The organism is Pseudomonas sp. 11/12A (genome assembly GCF_000800055.1).
Classification (GTDB): domain Bacteria; phylum Pseudomonadota; class Gammaproteobacteria; order Pseudomonadales; family Pseudomonadaceae; genus Aquipseudomonas; species Aquipseudomonas mohnii.
Genome location: NZ_JUGV01000001.1, coordinates 5,766,298 through 5,781,757 on the forward strand (window position 1 = coordinate 5,766,298; position 15,460 = coordinate 5,781,757).

Genomic DNA, 15,460 nt, shown 5'->3' on the forward strand with positions numbered 1-15,460 from the left:
TCGAAATCTTTACTCGCCTTTCGCTTCCTGGGCATCCAGCGTCTGGCGATAGCTGTCGAGTGCATCGCCGAAGTCGGTGATGAACTGCGGGTCGGTCAGCCAGGCCTGGGCGGTATCGCGGTCCATGCCGTCGGCCCACATGCGATAGTCGATCAGCATGTCGGCAGCCAGGTGGGTGGCGGCCATGGCTTCGTTGTCGGCGTTTTCCATGTCCAGCAGTTCGGGATGGTCGTTGATGATCCCGGCGAGATCGGTCAGCAGGGTCAGCAGCATGTCATTGCGACCGATGGCTTCCGCGTCACGCATCTTGCTGAACATCGCCAGGGTGTATTCCGGGATCGGCTCGCCGATTTCACCCAGGTCATCATCCAGCGCGGCGGGTTTTCTGCCGTGGATGTTGATTTGCCTGGCTTTGGCTTTTGCACGTTTGGCGCGTTTCTGTTGCTTGTTCAGGGAGGCCATGGGAACTCAGTTCGGTTTCTGTTGGGTTTGGGTCGCGATGGCGTCGGACGCCGCCACGTAATCAGCCTGGAAGGCCGGGGACTCGATCCACGCCAGTGCACCGGCTTCATCGGTGTCGGCGGACCATTGGCGATACTCGATCAGCGCGGCGAGGATGAAATCCATCGCGCCTTCTTCGCCTTCCTGCTCGTAGACCAGTTCCAGCAGCGGGTCTTCGAGGAAGGCCGTGCACATGGCTTGCTGGCTGATCTTTTGCGCGTCGATCATTTTCTTGAACAGTTCGGTCAGGTCCACCGACTCAAAGTCGATGCGGTCGTCGTTCGGGTCCAGCTCAACCGGCGCGGCGGCCCGTTGCGTGCGGTTCTGCTTGGCCTTGGCCTTGGCGCGGGAGGCGCGTTTTTGCTGCTTGTTGGCGGAGGCCATGGGCGTCGTTCCGTAATTCGTTGAAAGGGCGGCTTATTCAGCTGCGGGGCACCGTCCGCCCGGGTGTGTCGGGGGCCAGCTCACCGTTTTGCAGCCAGGACAATGCAATGGGCCATAGTGTGGCTTGGTATGCGCTGCGAAAAAAGGCGAAATGCCCAACTTCTTTTTCGCCGATGTCTTGGGGCGCAATGCGCAGGTGGGTGTTGCTGGCGTGGGTGAAGTAGCCGAGCAGGCGTTCGATGGCCGGGATCGTGCCATAGGGGTCGTCGCTGACGCTGATGGCCAGGGCTTTCGCGGTGACAGCGGCAAAATTTCTGACATGGAGATCCTGGCCGCTGGGGCGCCTTTCGTAACGAGCGGTGGGCGTACACCAGTCACGGACCACGCCGGCGGGCGTGTCTTCCAGCCAGCCGAGGCGCTTGCCGGGAAAGTAACCGTAGATCATCGTGATCAACGGCATCACCACATGCCACTTGCCCAGCATCCGCCAGCGATGAGCGGGCGCATAGTCGCGCCAGTACGCGAATTGCGCGCCAACGGTCACCAAGCGGCGGATAAGCCGTCCCGACGCTCCCAAGCCCGCTGCACAGCCTCCAAAGCTGTGTCCGACCACATCGATCGGCTGATTGGGAAACTCACGCTGTGCGCGCTTGAGCATCGCTTCGAAATCCAGGGCGCCCCAGTCGGACCATGACGCCTTCAATCCTTTCAGCGACGCGGGGCGCGATTCACCGATGCCGCGGTAGTCATAGGTGATCACGTCGAAGTCATTGGCAAACAGGTAGTCGGCGAATCGCGAGTAGTGACGGCAGCGCACCGAGGTGGCGGCGTTGATGATGACGACCGGGCGCTGAGTGTCCCTGGCAGCGTGCCGCCAGGTGAAACCTCCGAGTAAAAAGCCATCTGCGGCGGGCTCCTTGAAGGGCTCACCGAGTGCGTCACTCGCCAGCGGCAGCTCGATTTGAGTGGCGGCGAGGGGTGGGGTTTCCTGCAAGTTCATCGGTGCCCGTCCTTTGCGGATAGTTGCCAACGATAGTCTTCACGCGGCAGATGAACAATCCATCGGGGTTATCGTTGGTTCTGACTCAGCGGCGCTTAGCAGTCCGGGGTCGTTTCGTGCTCGCCCCAAGACTGAATCAATCTAAAACTCCTGCCTTCGCGCGCAAATCAAAAGAAGGGTAACGAATGGGTTCTGAAGAGCCCGGGAGTCACCATCATGAAAACCTTCCATTCACTGCTGTTGCCCATCGCCACGGTCGGCGTATTCATGTTTTCAGCCATATTGCCTGCCGCCAGCCTGGAGCCCGTTGACGGTTCGGGCGTGCAGATTCAGCGGCAAGAGGAAAACGGAATTGCCTATCTGTCTGGCGGCATCGGCGAAGATGAAGCGCACGCCATCCAGCAGGCCACAGGCTATAACCTGCACATGACCTTCTCCGTTGGCCCCCTGAACGAGTACATCCCTGATGTGAGCGTGGTCATACAGAAAGACCACGGACAAACCGTGCTGACATTGAACGAGGCCGGCCCGTTGGTTTATGTGCAATTGCCCGCTGGCAAATACACCGTCGTCGCCTCGCGTAACGGCGAGGAGCGGCGTGACACGGCGGATATCGGCAGCGGAGCGGCCCGCAACATGGTCTTTCACTGGAACAGTAAAAGTTAGCGAGTGGGCAAAAACCGGGGGAGGGAAATAGAACCCTGAACCTTTTGATTCAGGGTTTTTTGTATGTGTGGGCGGTGATTGGTTGGGGGGAGCCGGTTGATTGGAGTGCTCATAACCAAGCCAGCGATTGGATCACCGCAACGCGCAAGGGGTTGGTTTCTACGCTTAGCAGCTTGATGGCCAAGGCGCAGCAGACCACGATCAACATGGGTTTGATCAGTCGTGGACCGACTCGAACAGCGGCTCTGGCACCCAGTTGCGCGCCGACGAAGGCTGCCAAAGCCATGGCGATGGCCACTGGCCAGATGATCACGCCTTTGGTTATGAAGATCGAAAGAGAGCCGAGATTGCAGGAGGCGTTGGCCAGTTTGGTAAAACTCATGGCTCGCATCATGCCCAGGCCGCAGAGAAGTACGAATCCGACAATGAAGAAAGAGCCCACGCCCGGGCCAAATATGCCGTCGTAGAAACCCAGGATCGGCGCCAGGGTAAAGGAAAACAGCAGAATGCCGATTCTTTTGCGTCGATCTTCATTGGCCAGCTTTGGAGATAGCGCAAAATAAATGGCCACCAGAATCAGCATGATGGGCACGCATACTTCCAGATAGCGCTTATCAATAGAGCTGACCAGTAAGGCGCCACTGGCGCCACCCATAAATCCGCAGATAACCAGGAAGCGGCCTTCACGCCACTCGATAAGTCCTTTGCGAGCAAAGGTCACCGTGGCAGAAACAGTTGCCGACGCGGCCTGGAACTTGTTCGTTGCAATCGCGCTGATCGGATCTACCCCTGCCAGAAACAAGGCAGGCAAAGTGATCAGGCCACCCCCACCGGCAATCGCATCAAAAAAGCCGGCGCAGAAAGCGACGAGCGCCAACATGCCAATGAGATCCCAAGACATTACATTCCTCCCTGTTGGTAATTGGCCGGCAATCACATGATTGGTCATGCAACGGCCCGAACTTAAGCACTCAGCCCTGCACCAGTAATGGATCCTCTGAAATTACGATAGGGGTGGAAAATTTTGAAAGTCCGAAAGTACGGACCAAGACCCGCCTGTTGTCTCTGATGACATCCCTACAATGCAGCGCCCGAACGTTATTGATGACCAAGGCCGTCTCTTGCGTCAGCGTGTATTGGGCTGGAGTAGCTTCGCCTACACCCTGGCAGAGGGCGGCATAGGCTGCTTTGACAAAATGCGAGGCGTTGTCGTTGACGGAAAAACGGTACGAGTTAAAGCGGGCCGCGAACCCTATCTTGTCATCGAACTCCAGAATCGAAACGTTGCGACCATCCTCTCCCTTGCCTCTGACAAAGGAGTCACTGCGGGTGAACTGGAAGTTACCCGTGGTCAGTGCGAGGCAGTTGGTGACGCCAATTTTTTCGAGTATGGGAGGTAGCGCGATGATCCGCGTAGCTTCCAGGCTCGGGTTCCATAAGGCGGAAAGTATGAGTGACGACGGAGACGGTGAGTGCCCGTCCTTGGCGTTCACGGCGCACCAGTAAGGCGCCTCCGTGTGCGGGCCAAGCGCGAGACCGGAATGGGAGCTCAGTTCTTTTGTTTCCGGCTCGGCATTGATTTTGATGAGTCCGCCGCCCTTGAAGTTGGCCACCAGTCGAACCAGCTTTCCTTCGTTATCCATGTCATAGGCAAAAGCACGGTTATCCACCAGCTCCAACAAGATCTGGTTGCGGGAGGCAAGGCAAAGGACGTCGTAACGATTTTCCAGGGAGGTCAGATCAGGCAATTCATTTGGAGGGCTGGCATCGGTGATTTTTTGCAGCCCTTCAAAGATCAGCGCGGAAACAAGGCCGTCGGAGTAGGTGGCCAGTAGAGCGCATTGGGTTTTCGAGAGCGAGAACTTTAGTTCGGAAGCTGCAAGAGAGGCTTTGGACCTGGCTCCCGGTGCCTGCGGCCCCCCAATGGCAGCCAGTTCTTCGGCGAACTTGTGAAGCAATGTCGATTGCTGAGCATCAAAATGGAAAACTCTGATTTCCAGCTCAGTAAAAAAATCAGCGGTACCGACGTCCGATTTGATGGCGTAAGTCATTTCTACATCCTTGCTATGTAGCTACTCCCGGTTATGCGGCAGCTCCTTTTTCCTATTCTGCTCAGTTCGGAGATCAGCGTATGTCATCCGTTTCGGTCAAAGCGTACGGAGCGTTCCGACAAGCCTGAGAGATATCCAGGACCGGGGCTGGTCATCCATATCAGGCGCTTCTCGAAGCTCAGCTCTCGCAAGTGTTGCTTTGTTTGCACGGGCAGGCCATCAGCCCTCAAGGCCGGAGGAAAAAGCAAAACGGGGTTACCCGGCGGTATTAGGCGGGAAAGGGGCGGGCGTTGGCCGTATTTCGGCACTTGGAAAGGGGGAGCCAGGCGGTTCTCAAGTCCGCAAACAGCCATTTTTCACTGGCTGCTTGCGGAATGCATTGCGCTAGGGTTTTCGGTTTGCCAAAGCTCAATGGATGGATTGCCGAACAAACACCTGGGGGGATGTGTTAGCGGATGCTGCGGATGTTGCCTTTGTTGCCTTTTACCGTGACGGAAACTTTTTTGAAGATGAAGTAGTTTTCTTCGTTCACTTCATAGCGAGGGGCGACGATCAGGTCGGCTCCGGAGGATTTGACCGCTTTGTAGGCCGCAGCCGATTTGACGGCGCTGACGGGATCCAGACCCAGACCGCTCAGGCCACCGCTCTCGCCGCCGTAGCTGACGCCATCCGCAAACTGGGAGTCGCCACCAAACTTGAGGACGCCGAACAGGACGTTGACCGAAGATTGGCCGGAGATGGCGTCACCGACGGCGATGTCTGCTTTCAGGTCTGCTTTGACGGTGCTGTCGATCGGCGAAGAAGGTTGGCTGTTGTTGTAGCTGACGCAGCCGCTTGCTGTCGCAATAATTGTCGACAGGGCGAGGAACTTCAAAAGCGTATTCAAGAAATGTTTCCTTACTTTGAAACGTTGAATGCAGGCAGATTTGCTGCTGCAAAAGTTTCACTTTGTAAGGGGGGTGCGCTCAATGAGACGTATCCCAAGGTGATGTGTGAGGAGGGGGATGCGACTAGAGAGAAAAGGGCGTGGCTGGCGTAGGAATTTTCGGCGGTGTTAGGACTGGGCAAATCACGGGCATAAAAAAAACCCTGAATCTTGCGATTCAGGGTTTTCGGTATTTGGTGCCCAGAGACGGAATCGAACCGCCGACACGGGGATTTTCAATCCCCTGCTCTACCGACTGAGCTATCTGGGCAACGGGGCGCATTAAAAGGGTTTTTCGGATTTACGTCAACGACTTTTTTAAAATTTCTTAAATTAATTCCGTCGCTTACGATCCGCCCCCCGATTTTGCAGGGTTACTCTGTAGGCGGAACGTAGCCTTCAGCCTTGGCGTAATCCTCGCCGGAGAAGTACTTGTCCATCTCGCCCTGCAAATATTTGCGGTCTTCGGCGTTCATCATGTTCAGGCGTTTTTCGTTGATCAGCAGGGTCTGGTGCTTTTGCCAGTCGGCCCAGGCCTTGGCCGAGACGTGGTCAAAAATGTCCTGGCCCTTGGCGCCCGGGAATGGAGCGCGCTCCAGGGCTGGCAATTCTTCTTTGTACTTGCGGCACATGATGGTGCGGGTCATGACGACTCTCCTGCGTTCAATACGGCGGCCGCGCGTTCGAGCAAGGTTTTGACCGGGGCGGCAAGGCCCAGGCGCGGCGGGGTGGCGAGGTTATACCAGAGCCAGTCGGCCTCGGCCACGTGGTGGCCGTCCTCCTGGACCTGTACCAGCCAGGGTTCGATGGATAACTGAAAATGGCTGAAGGTGTGCACCAGGTTCGGCAGGGCCTGTTGGTTGCCCAGCGCCAGAGAGTGCTGCGACGCCAGGTGCTGCAGATCGTCGAGGTCATCGAGTTCCGGCAGGCTCCACAAACCGCCCCACAGGCCTGTGGAAGGGCGACGGTAGAGCAGAATCGCGCCGTCGCCATTGGCGAGCAGCGGCATCAGCGTGCGCTTCTGTGGCACGGCCTTGCGCGGTTTGGGGATCGGGTAGCGCGTCTCCAGACCGAGCATGTGCGCTTCACAGCCCTTTTGCAGCGGGCAGAGCAGGCAACCCGGCTTGCTGCGGGTACAGAGTGTGGCACCCAGATCCATCATCGCCTGGGTGTAGGCGTTGACCCGGTCATGGGGCGTAAAGCGTTCAGCGTTGGCCCAGAGCTGTTTGGCGACCTTGGGCTCGCCCGGATAACCCTCTTGCGCCGTAAACCGCGCCAGCACGCGTTTGACGTTGCCGTCGAGGATCGGCGCGCGCAGGCCCATGCTGATGCTGGCAATGGCCCCGGCTGTCGACAGTCCGATGCCCGGAAGGTCGGTGAGTTTTTCCACGTCCCGCGGAAATTCGCCGCCGTACTGTTCGACGACGATCTTCGCGGTCTTTTGCAGGTTGCGCGCACGGGTGTAGTAGCCCAGGCCTGTCCACAGGTGCAGCACTTCGTCTTCCGGCGCAGCGGCCAGGGCTTCGACCGTCGGCAGCGAGGCCATGAAGCGGTCGAAGTAATTGAGCACGGTGCTGACCTGGGTCTGCTGCAGCATGATTTCCGAAACCCACACCCGATACGGGTTGATGTCCTGCTGCCAGGGCAGATCGTGACGGCCGTGGCGGTCGTACCAGTCCAGCACCGCCGTTGAAAACTGCTCGGCTTTCATCGCTTGAACAGCCCCTTGAGTGCATCTTTCAGTTCAGGGCTGACTTTGTCGCCCAGCTTCTCGTCGATTTTTTCGCTGATCTTGTCGCCTGCCAGTTTGCTCGCGACCTGACCCATGCGCTCGTTATCGAGACGGCAAGCCTTGGCACCGAGCTCCAGCGGACCGCGGCAACGCAGTGGCCACTCGATGCCGACAAACTTGTCGCCCACCTGGCAAGCGGGGTCCGGCATGGCGCTGGTATCGCCTTCGACGATGATGCCCACGCGGTAATCCATGCCCAGCACCCGCAGGTCGACATCACCGTCACCCTTGACGGTCATGCCCGGGATGCGCACTTTCAGGTCCGGGTTGCTGGCCACGCCGTTGTGGAAGGTCAGGTTGCCCTTGAGCTCCTGGAACGGTGTGTCCTTGCCCCGTGGCTCGCCGCTGAGGCTTTTGCGGTTGAGCGTGGCGATGCCCTTGCACAGTTGTTGTTCAAGGTTAGCGTTGAGCAACACGCCATTGTTGATGACGAAGCCGGCGTTGCCATTGAGGGTTTCGATCAGCGCTTTCTGGCTGTTGCCGTTGCCGGTCAGGTTGCTGTTGAGTGTGACCAGACCTTTGACCGGTGGATTCTTGCCCTGGCTTTCGAGGATTTTCTCCACCGGGACCCGGTTGATTTTCGTCTGCAGGTTCAGCGCGGGTACCTGCTGGCGTACATCCAGGGTGCCGGTGGCTTCGAAATTGCCCCCGTACAGATCGCCACGCAGGTTTGTCAGGGTCAGCAGTCCGCCCTGGCCGTTGGCCTTGAGCGCGGCGTTCTGGATCGGCAGTTTGTCCAGGGTCAACTGGCCAAAGGTCAGATCGGCATCCACATCAAGTTTGCTCAGGCGCTCCACCGGCAACAGGCGCTCGCTGCTCCAAGCGCCCTTGGTCGGTGCCTGTGGCAGTGGTGTGCTGCCCGCGCCGGCCAGGGCATCCGCTTCGGTGCTGGCGACTTCGGCCTGACGCACTTGCGTCGCGCTGTTGGCCTCCGCCGATTTTGGCCGCAGGTAACGGTCGACATTGAAGGTGTCGGCCTTGAGCACCGCCCGCAGCGATTGCTTGGCGAAGTCCTCGACGGCGATGCGGCCACTGAAGGTGCTGTCGTCGACTTTGAGGTTGATGTCGTCCAGTACAAGGCTGCTCGGCGTACCCGACAGGCGACTGACCAGTTCGACCTTGCTCAGGCTGCCCTCGGCCATGGCCGGGAGGGTCTGACCGATGCTGTCGACGAACTTCGCCAGATCAAACTGGGCGATCGAGAGGCCGCCACTGACCTGCGGCGTCTTATCGAGGTCATTGACCTTCAGTTCACCCAGCGCACGCAGTTGGTTAGCGGAGATTTTGATGCCGGTCCATTCGGCGACGTTGGCCGCCTTGTCCAGTAACAACTGGCCCTGGGCGGCGAAGGTCATGGTCTTGCCTTGCAGCGGGTCGCCGGCCACTTCGCCGGACAGTCGCATGTCTTCGAGTTTGTAGCGCTGCAAGGCGCGTTCGAAACGCAGCTCGCCGTTGAGTTCGGTGCGCACCCGCAGAACCGGCTGGTTGGTACCCAGGAAAGCGGTGAGTTTGACCGGGATACTGGTCGAGTCATGCACCGGGCCGGTACTGAGCTGAATGCTTTCGGCGCTGAACTGCTTGCCGGTCTGCTCGTCGTTGTATTCAACGCGGGCGTTATTGATGGTCAGGCTGTCGATGTCGAGGCGGATCGGCTGGGACGGTTTTTCAACCTGGGCCGTGGTTGGGGGGGGCGATTCATTGGCGGTAGCGGCAGGCGTGCCAGCAGTGGTCGGCGCCGGGACCTTGCCGATGTCTTGCCAATTGCCGTGGCCATCCTTATCGCGGGTCAGGCGCAGATTCAGGCCTTCGACGCGCACATCGCTCATTTGCACTTCACGGCGCAGCAGCGGCAGCACGCGGACCGACAGGCCGAGCATCTGCAAGTCGGCAAACGGTTCGGTGGGCTTGGCCAGGGTCGCAACACCGGCATCGTGCAACTCCAGGCCCAGCCATGGGAACAGGCTCCAGCCGATATCGCCATTGAGCGTCAGCTCGATGTGGGCCTTGTCGCGGGCTATCTGGCGAATCTTGTCTTTGTAGTCGTTGGGATCGAAGAGGTGGGTCAGGGCAAAGCCCAGCGCCACAATGATCAGCAACAGCCCGAGAAGCACCAGACCCAGGATTTTGCCGAACGCTTTCATGGGCGAGTCCTTTTAATTAGTCGAATTCGTAATTTAGCCGAGGAGTATAGCGCCCCAAAACGGACGACCGGTCAGCGATCATTCCGCCAGAGCATCCAGCGGTACGTGCAACTTGGCAGCCAGTGCTTGGGCTTCCAGATGTCCGGCGGGGGCCAGAAGACGCAATGAGGCGCCCGATTGCGCAGCCATTTTCTGCGCTTCGCACACCAGGCGTTCTGCTACCCCACGACGACGGGTGATTTTTCGTACGCACAATTGAGACAAATACCAAGCGTCGGGGTGCCGTTGCAGGCGGGCAGCGCCCAACAGTCGGTCGTTGAAGCGTCCTGCAATCAGCGAACCTTCCTGCAGGCAGCTTTCAATCAGCTGTGTATCTGTGGCAAACGGTGTGAACAGCCAGTCCGGGGCATCGCGGTAAATTTTCTGCAGGTCTTGCTGATCCTGGTAGGTAGCTTCGTTCAGCGGCTCGACAATGATCGGCATATCGTTTCCTGTCAGTTATAAACGGATTGCTCCCTGTCGGAGATGCCGGCGGCTCGGGCCGTTCGGCAGCACCCACAGGAGAAGAGATCGGATAACGTACAAAACATGATGTCAGTTTGGTTTTACTGTCACGTGCAAATGGTAACCTTCGTCCGTTCGTCGGTCCTTCTGCGGCGAGTCGTCGCAGCAAAATGCAGCTTTAGCCTGAAAAAACGGTCGTGCCTGCGTGCAATCAAGGCTGAGGGTGAGGAGTGACTGACGCACCATACTAATAATTGGGGGATACACAATGACCACGAGCATAGCGGCGGACGGCTTGAAAGCCGATCAGCCCGCGTTCCTGTCCAAGGAGCGCATCATCGCCAAGCCCGGTTTCAACCGTTGGCTGGTGCCACCGGCCGCGCTGGCCATCCACTTGTGCATTGGCATGGCCTACGGTTTCTCGGTGTTCTGGCTGCCACTGTCCAAGGCGCTGGGCATTACCGCTCCGGTGGCTTGCGCGCCGGACATGAGCTTCATCGCTCAAGTCTTTTCTTCGCAATGCGACTGGCCGATCTCGATGCTCGGCTGGATCTACACCTTGTTCTTCATCTTCCTGGGTTGCTCTGCAGCGATCTGGGGTGGCTGGCTGGAACATGCCGGGCCACGCAAGGCTGGCGTTGTGTCAGCACTGTGCTGGTGCGGTGGTCTGCTGATTTCGGCGCTGGGTGTGTACACGCACCAGATCTGGCTGATGTGGATCGGCTCCGGTGTGATTGGTGGTATCGGCCTGGGCCTGGGTTATATCTCGCCGGTGTCGACCCTGATCAAGTGGTTCCCGGACAAGCGTGGCATGGCCACCGGCATGGCGATCATGGGCTTCGGCGGTGGCGCGATGGTCGGTGCACCATTGGCTGCGGCGTTGATGGGGCATTTCGCCTCGCCCACCAGCGTCGGCGTGTGGCAGAGCTTCCTGGTGATGGCCGCGATCTATTTCGTGTTCATGATCGGTGGCGCCTTGTCTTACCGCGTGCCGCCTACTGGCTGGAAGCCTGAAGGCTGGACCGCGCCGGTGAAGAAAGCTTCGAACGCGATGATCACGCATCGCCACGTCCACGTGAATGTGGCGTGGAAGACCCCGCAATTCCGTCTGGTGTGGCTGGTGCTGTGCCTGAACGTGTCCGCCGGTATCGGCATCCTGGGCATGGCTTCGCCATTGTTGCAGGAAGTGTTCGCCGGCAAGTTGCTGGGTAATGGGCTGACGTTTGGTCAGCTGGACGCTGCGCAACTGGCTTCGATTGCCGCGATCGCCGCAGGCTTCACCGGTCTGCTGAGCCTGTTCAACATCGGTGGCCGCTTCTTCTGGGCTTCGTTCTCGGACTATCTGGGCCGCAAAAACACCTACTTCGTGTTCTTCGCCCTGGGCTTTGCCCTGTATGCGCTGATCCCGAACCTCGGTCATTTGGGCAACATCTCGCTGTTCGTGGCGGCGTTCTGCATCATTCTGTCGATGTACGGCGGTGGCTTTGCAACGGTGCCGGCTTACCTGGCTGACCTGTTCGGTACGCAAATGGTCGGTGCGATTCACGGTCGTCTGCTGACCGCGTGGGCGGCGGCGGGTGTGTTGGGTCCGGTGTTGGTGAACTACCTGCGCGAGTATCAGCTGAGCATCGGCGTTGAGCGCGCGGCTGCCTACGACATCACCTTGTACATCCTCGCCGGCCTGCTGGTGCTGGGCTTCCTGTGCAACCTGCTGGTACGCCCGGTGGCCGACAAGTACTTCATGACCGACGCCGAACTGGCCGCCGAACAGGCGCTGGGCCACGACAAGGGCGCTGACAGCAGCACCGTGCTGGAGTGGAAAGCTGATGCGGGCTCCAAGCCGTTGGCGGTGGCGGCGTGGCTGGTAGTGGGCCTTCCGTTGGCGTGGGGTGTGTGGGTGACCCTGCAAAAAACGGCAGTGTTGTTCCACTAAGGAACTGGCCCGAGCATTCTCAGGCCGATACCGAACCTGTGGGAGCGAGCTCGCTCCCACAGTTGTTTCATAGCGTCCAGAATGGCTTGTATGGACATGTACATCGCCGACACCCCCGGATTCACTCCGTCAGCGATATCACCTCCCGTGTTTCTGTTTCCGGCCCGCGCCCCTATAATGGTTGCCTTTTTCGCCCAATGATTTTGCGGAGCTGGTGATGGCCGAACGTAAGGCGTCTGTCGAGCGCGACACTCTGGAAACCCAGATCAAAGCCTCGATCAACCTGGATGGCACTGGAAAGGCCCGATTTGAGATCGGTGTTCCTTTTCTTGAGCACATGCTCGACCAGATCGCCCGTCACGGGCTGATCGACCTGGATATCGTCAGTAAAGGCGACCTGCATATCGATGACCACCACACGGTGGAAGATGTCGGTATCACCCTGGGTCAGGCATTCACCAAAGCCATCGGCGACAAGAAAGGTATCCGTCGCTACGGTCACGCCTACGTGCCGCTCGATGAAGCGCTGTCGCGCGTGGTGATCGACTTCTCCGGCCGTCCCGGCCTGCAGATGCATGTTCCGTATACCCGCGCGACTGTCGGCGGCTTCGACGTTGACCTGTTCCAGGAATTCTTCCAGGGCTTTGTCAACCACGCCAATGTCACCCTTCACATCGACAACCTGCGTGGCCACAACACCCACCACCAGATCGAAACCGTGTTCAAGGCTTTCGGCCGCGCCCTGCGCATGGCCGTCGAACTCGATGATCGCATGGCCGGGCAAATGCCATCGACCAAGGGCGTCCTGTAATGCAGACAGTTGCGGTTATCGATTACGGCATGGGCAACCTGCACTCGGTGGCCAAGGCCCTCGAGCACGTCGGTGCCGGCAAGGTCCTGATCACCAGCGATGCGAATGTGATTCGCGAAGCCGACCGGGTGGTTTTCCCCGGCGTCGGCGCGATTCGCGATTGCATGGCGGAGATCCGTCGCCTGGGCTTCGACTCGCTGGTGCGTGAAGTCAGCCAGGACCGTCCGTTCCTCGGCATCTGTGTCGGCATGCAAGCCTTGCTCGACAGCAGCGAAGAGAACGACGGCGTCGACTGCATCGGCCTGTTTCCGGGTGCGGTGAAGTTCTTCGGCAAGGACCTGCACGAAGACGGCGAACACCTGAAAGTCCCGCACATGGGCTGGAACGAAGTGAAGCAGAAGGTGAGTCACCCGCTGTGGCACGACATTCCGGACCTGGCGCGCTTCTACTTCGTACACAGCTACTACATCGCCGCCGCCAATGCGCGTCAGGTGGTCGGTGGCGGTCACTACGGTGTCGATTTCGCCGCGGCGCTGGCCGATGGCTCGCGTTTCGCCGTGCAGTTCCACCCGGAGAAGAGCCATACCCATGGCCTGCAGTTGCTGCAGAACTTCGCTGCGTGGGACGGTCGCTGGTAAATGGCCATCAAGAAATCCAGGCCGCCGATCCTCACGCTCACCCCTGAGCAGGAGAGCGAGGCCAACAGCAAGATCAAGCGTTTCATGGAAGACCGCTTCGAACTCGACCTCGGCACATTCGAGGCGGCTGAGATTCTTGAGCTGTTTACCCGTGAAATTGCTCCGCACTATTACAACAGGGCGATTTTCGATGTGCAGGCGCACCTCAAAGAGAGGTTCGAAAGCATCGAAAGCGACCTATGGGCGCTCGAAAAAAGCAGTTGAAAGCCTCAAGCTTCAAGCTGCAAGAATTAGTACGCGTGCTTGCTTGCAGCTTATAGCTTGCAGCTTGCAGCTCTTTTGACGAAGGAAAAAGCATGCTCATTATTCCCGCTATCGATCTTAAAGACGGTGCCTGTGTTCGTCTGCGCCAGGGCCGCATGGAAGATTCCACAGTGTTCTCCGATGATCCGGTGAGCATGGCTGCCAAGTGGGTCGAGGGTGGTTGCCGTCGTCTGCATCTGGTCGACCTGAACGGCGCCTTCGAAGGCCAGCCGGTCAACGGCGAAGTGGTGACCGCGATTGCCAAGCGCTACCCGAACCTGCCGATCCAGATCGGCGGCGGTATCCGCTCCCTGGAAACCATCGAGCACTACGTCAAAGCGGGCGTGAGCTACGTGATCATCGGTACCAAGGCCGTGAAGGATCCAGCGTTCGTTGCCGAAGCCTGCCGCGCGTTCCCCGGCAAGGTGATCGTCGGCCTGGATGCCAAGGATGGTTTCGTCGCCACCGACGGCTGGGCTGAAATCAGCACCATTCAGGTCATCGACCTGGCCAAGCAGTTTGAAGCCGACGGCGTGTCCGCCATCGTTTATACCGACATCGCCAAAGACGGCATGATGCAGGGCTGCAACGTACCGTTCACCGCCGCGCTGGCCGCTGCGACCAAGATCCCGGTGATCGCTTCCGGGGGTATCCACAACCTGGGCGACATCAAGACGCTGCTCGACGCCAAGGCGCCAGGCATCATCGGCGCCATCACCGGCCGGGCGATCTACGAGGGCACGCTGGATGTGGCAGAAGCTCAGGCTTTCTGCGATAGCTACGCGACCAGCTCCAAGCTGTAAGCTACAAGCTGCAAGTTAGAAGCGTGACTGCGGTCCGCTCTTTCTTGCAGCTTGAAGCTTGAAGCTTGCAACTCTTAATCGGAGATTAAGCATGGCCCTGGCCAAACGCATCATCCCTTGCCTGGACGTGGACAACGGCCGGGTGGTCAAGGGTGTGAAATTCGAAAACATCCGCGATGCCGGTGACCCGGTGGAAATCGCCCGTCGTTACGACGAGCAGGGCGCGGACGAGATTACCTTTCTCGACATCACCGCCAGCGTCGATGGTCGCGACACCACGTTGCATACCGTCGAGCGCATGGCCAGCCAGGTGTTCATCCCGCTGACCGTGGGCGGTGGCGTGCGCACCGTGCAAGACATTCGCAACCTGCTCAATGCCGGTGCGGACAAGGTCTCGATCAACACTGCAGCAGTGTTCAACCCGGAGTTCGTCGGCGAAGCGGCGCAGCATTTCGGTTCGCAATGCATCGTGGTCGCGATCGACGCGAAGAAGGTTTCCGGCCCGGGCGAAACCCCGCGCTGGGAAATCTTCACCCACGGCGGGCGCAAGCCGACCGGCCTCGACGCGGTTGAGTGGGCGAAGAAAATGGAAGGCCTGGGTGCTGGTGAGATCCTGCTGACCAGCATGGACCAGGACGGCATGAAAAACGGCTTCGACCTGGGCGTCACCCGCGCCATCAGCGATGCACTGGGCATTCCGGTGATCGCCTCCGGTGGCGTCGGCAACCTGCAACACCTGGCCGACGGTATCCTCGAAGGCCACGCCAGCGCGGTGTTGGCAGCGAGTATCTTCCACTTCGGCGAATACACCGTGCAGGAAGCCAAGGCTTATATGGCCCATCGCGGAATTGTGATGCGCTAAGCTCTGCGCGAAAACTGCCTGCGCGACAATCATGCTGCGTTAAAAACAGGCTCGGAATGCTCATGTAGGCCCCTACAGTCGAACGCGACCCCGGCCGTTCCTCGCCTGTTTTTGCCTTGCCTGATTGCCGCTCGGCAAGTTTTCGC

17 protein-coding genes and 1 tRNA gene are annotated in these 15,460 nt (G+C 59.0%); 7 read left to right on the forward strand and 11 right to left on the reverse strand.

Annotated elements, in window-relative coordinates; all coding sequences use genetic code 11:
• Positions 1-9: 9 nt before the first annotated feature.
• From GQ39_RS26480 to GQ39_RS26490, 3 genes are read right to left on the reverse strand one after another with little or no spacing between them, the layout of a single operon-like run.
• Positions 10-462, reverse strand: a complete 453-nt coding sequence (locus GQ39_RS26480; RefSeq protein WP_047536296.1) for a hypothetical protein — start codon at positions 460-462, stop codon at positions 10-12.
• 6 nt (positions 463-468) lie between these two features.
• Positions 469-885: a hypothetical protein gene (locus GQ39_RS26485; RefSeq protein ID WP_047536298.1), complete on the reverse strand. Its 417-nt coding sequence runs from the start codon at positions 883-885 to the stop codon at positions 469-471.
• A 37-nt stretch (positions 886-922) separates the two neighbouring features.
• Positions 923-1,885, reverse strand: coding sequence for an alpha/beta hydrolase family protein (locus GQ39_RS26490; RefSeq protein WP_047536300.1), 963 nt, complete (start codon positions 1,883-1,885; stop codon positions 923-925).
• 216 nt (positions 1,886-2,101) lie between these two features.
• On the opposite strand from GQ39_RS26490, the gene GQ39_RS26495 reads away from it, so the two are divergent.
• Complete coding sequence (locus GQ39_RS26495; RefSeq protein WP_047536302.1) at positions 2,102-2,551, forward strand: hypothetical protein; 450 nt, start codon at positions 2,102-2,104, stop codon at positions 2,549-2,551.
• A gap of 109 nt (positions 2,552-2,660) precedes the next feature.
• Here GQ39_RS26495 and GQ39_RS26500 read toward each other — a convergent pair whose 3' ends face one another.
• The 8 genes from GQ39_RS26500 to GQ39_RS26535 all read right to left on the reverse strand — a co-directional run bounded on the left by GQ39_RS26500 (position 2,661) and on the right by GQ39_RS26535 (position 9,943).
• Positions 2,661-3,452, reverse strand: coding sequence for a TSUP family transporter (locus tag GQ39_RS26500; protein ID WP_047536304.1), 792 nt, complete (start codon positions 3,450-3,452; stop codon positions 2,661-2,663).
• Between the two features lie 70 nt (positions 3,453-3,522).
• Entirely contained in the window at positions 3,523-4,602 is a 1,080-nt protein-coding gene (locus GQ39_RS26505; RefSeq protein WP_047536306.1) for a hypothetical protein, read from the reverse strand.
• Between the two features lie 448 nt (positions 4,603-5,050).
• Positions 5,051-5,488, reverse strand: coding sequence for a hypothetical protein (locus GQ39_RS26510; RefSeq protein WP_047536308.1), 438 nt, complete (start codon positions 5,486-5,488; stop codon positions 5,051-5,053).
• Positions 5,489-5,722: 234 nt separating this feature from the next.
• Positions 5,723-5,798, reverse strand: a tRNA-Phe gene (locus GQ39_RS26515).
• A gap of 103 nt (positions 5,799-5,901) precedes the next feature.
• Positions 5,902-6,174, reverse strand: a complete 273-nt coding sequence (locus tag GQ39_RS26520; RefSeq protein ID WP_047536309.1) for an oxidative damage protection protein — start codon at positions 6,172-6,174, stop codon at positions 5,902-5,904.
• Positions 6,171-7,238 carry an A/G-specific adenine glycosylase gene (mutY, locus tag GQ39_RS26525; protein ID WP_047536311.1) on the reverse strand — a complete coding sequence of 356 codons (1,068 nt, stop codon included), beginning with the start codon at positions 7,236-7,238 and terminating at the stop codon, positions 6,171-6,173. Before mutY ends, GQ39_RS26520 begins: the two co-directional genes overlap by 4 nt.
• A complete protein-coding gene (locus GQ39_RS26530) occupies positions 7,235-9,460 on the reverse strand; it encodes an AsmA family protein (RefSeq protein ID WP_047536313.1) in 2,226 nt (741 codons plus the stop codon). Before GQ39_RS26530 ends, mutY begins: the two co-directional genes overlap by 4 nt.
• Positions 9,461-9,538: 78 nt before the next feature.
• The gene (locus tag GQ39_RS26535; RefSeq protein ID WP_047536315.1) at positions 9,539-9,943 is read right to left on the reverse strand and encodes an acetyl-CoA sensor PanZ family protein; all 405 of its coding nucleotides are present in this window, start codon (positions 9,941-9,943) and stop codon (positions 9,539-9,541) included.
• Between the two features lie 289 nt (positions 9,944-10,232).
• On the opposite strand from GQ39_RS26535, the gene GQ39_RS26540 reads away from it, so the two are divergent.
• The 6 genes from GQ39_RS26540 to hisF all read left to right on the forward strand — a co-directional run bounded on the left by GQ39_RS26540 (position 10,233) and on the right by hisF (position 15,314).
• Complete coding sequence (locus GQ39_RS26540; protein WP_047536317.1) at positions 10,233-11,897, forward strand: OFA family MFS transporter; 1,665 nt, start codon at positions 10,233-10,235, stop codon at positions 11,895-11,897.
• Positions 11,898-12,114: 217 nt separating this feature from the next.
• On the forward strand, positions 12,115-12,708 hold the full coding sequence (hisB, locus tag GQ39_RS26545; RefSeq protein ID WP_047536319.1) for an imidazoleglycerol-phosphate dehydratase HisB: 594 nt from the start codon (positions 12,115-12,117) through the stop codon (positions 12,706-12,708).
• Positions 12,708-13,346, forward strand: a complete 639-nt coding sequence (gene hisH / locus GQ39_RS26550; protein WP_047536321.1) for an imidazole glycerol phosphate synthase subunit HisH — start codon at positions 12,708-12,710, stop codon at positions 13,344-13,346. Before hisB ends, hisH begins: the two co-directional genes overlap by 1 nt.
• A complete protein-coding gene (locus GQ39_RS26555; protein WP_047536323.1) occupies positions 13,347-13,610 on the forward strand; it encodes a DUF2164 domain-containing protein in 264 nt (87 codons plus the stop codon). It begins immediately after the preceding gene.
• A 92-nt stretch (positions 13,611-13,702) separates the two neighbouring features.
• The gene (hisA, locus tag GQ39_RS26560) at positions 13,703-14,452 is read left to right on the forward strand and encodes a 1-(5-phosphoribosyl)-5-[(5-phosphoribosylamino)methylideneamino]imidazole-4-carboxamide isomerase (protein WP_047536324.1); all 750 of its coding nucleotides are present in this window, start codon (positions 13,703-13,705) and stop codon (positions 14,450-14,452) included.
• 91 nt (positions 14,453-14,543) lie between these two features.
• Positions 14,544-15,314, forward strand: coding sequence for an imidazole glycerol phosphate synthase subunit HisF (hisF, locus tag GQ39_RS26565; RefSeq protein ID WP_007897430.1), 771 nt, complete (start codon positions 14,544-14,546; stop codon positions 15,312-15,314).
• Positions 15,315-15,460 lie beyond the last annotated feature (146 nt).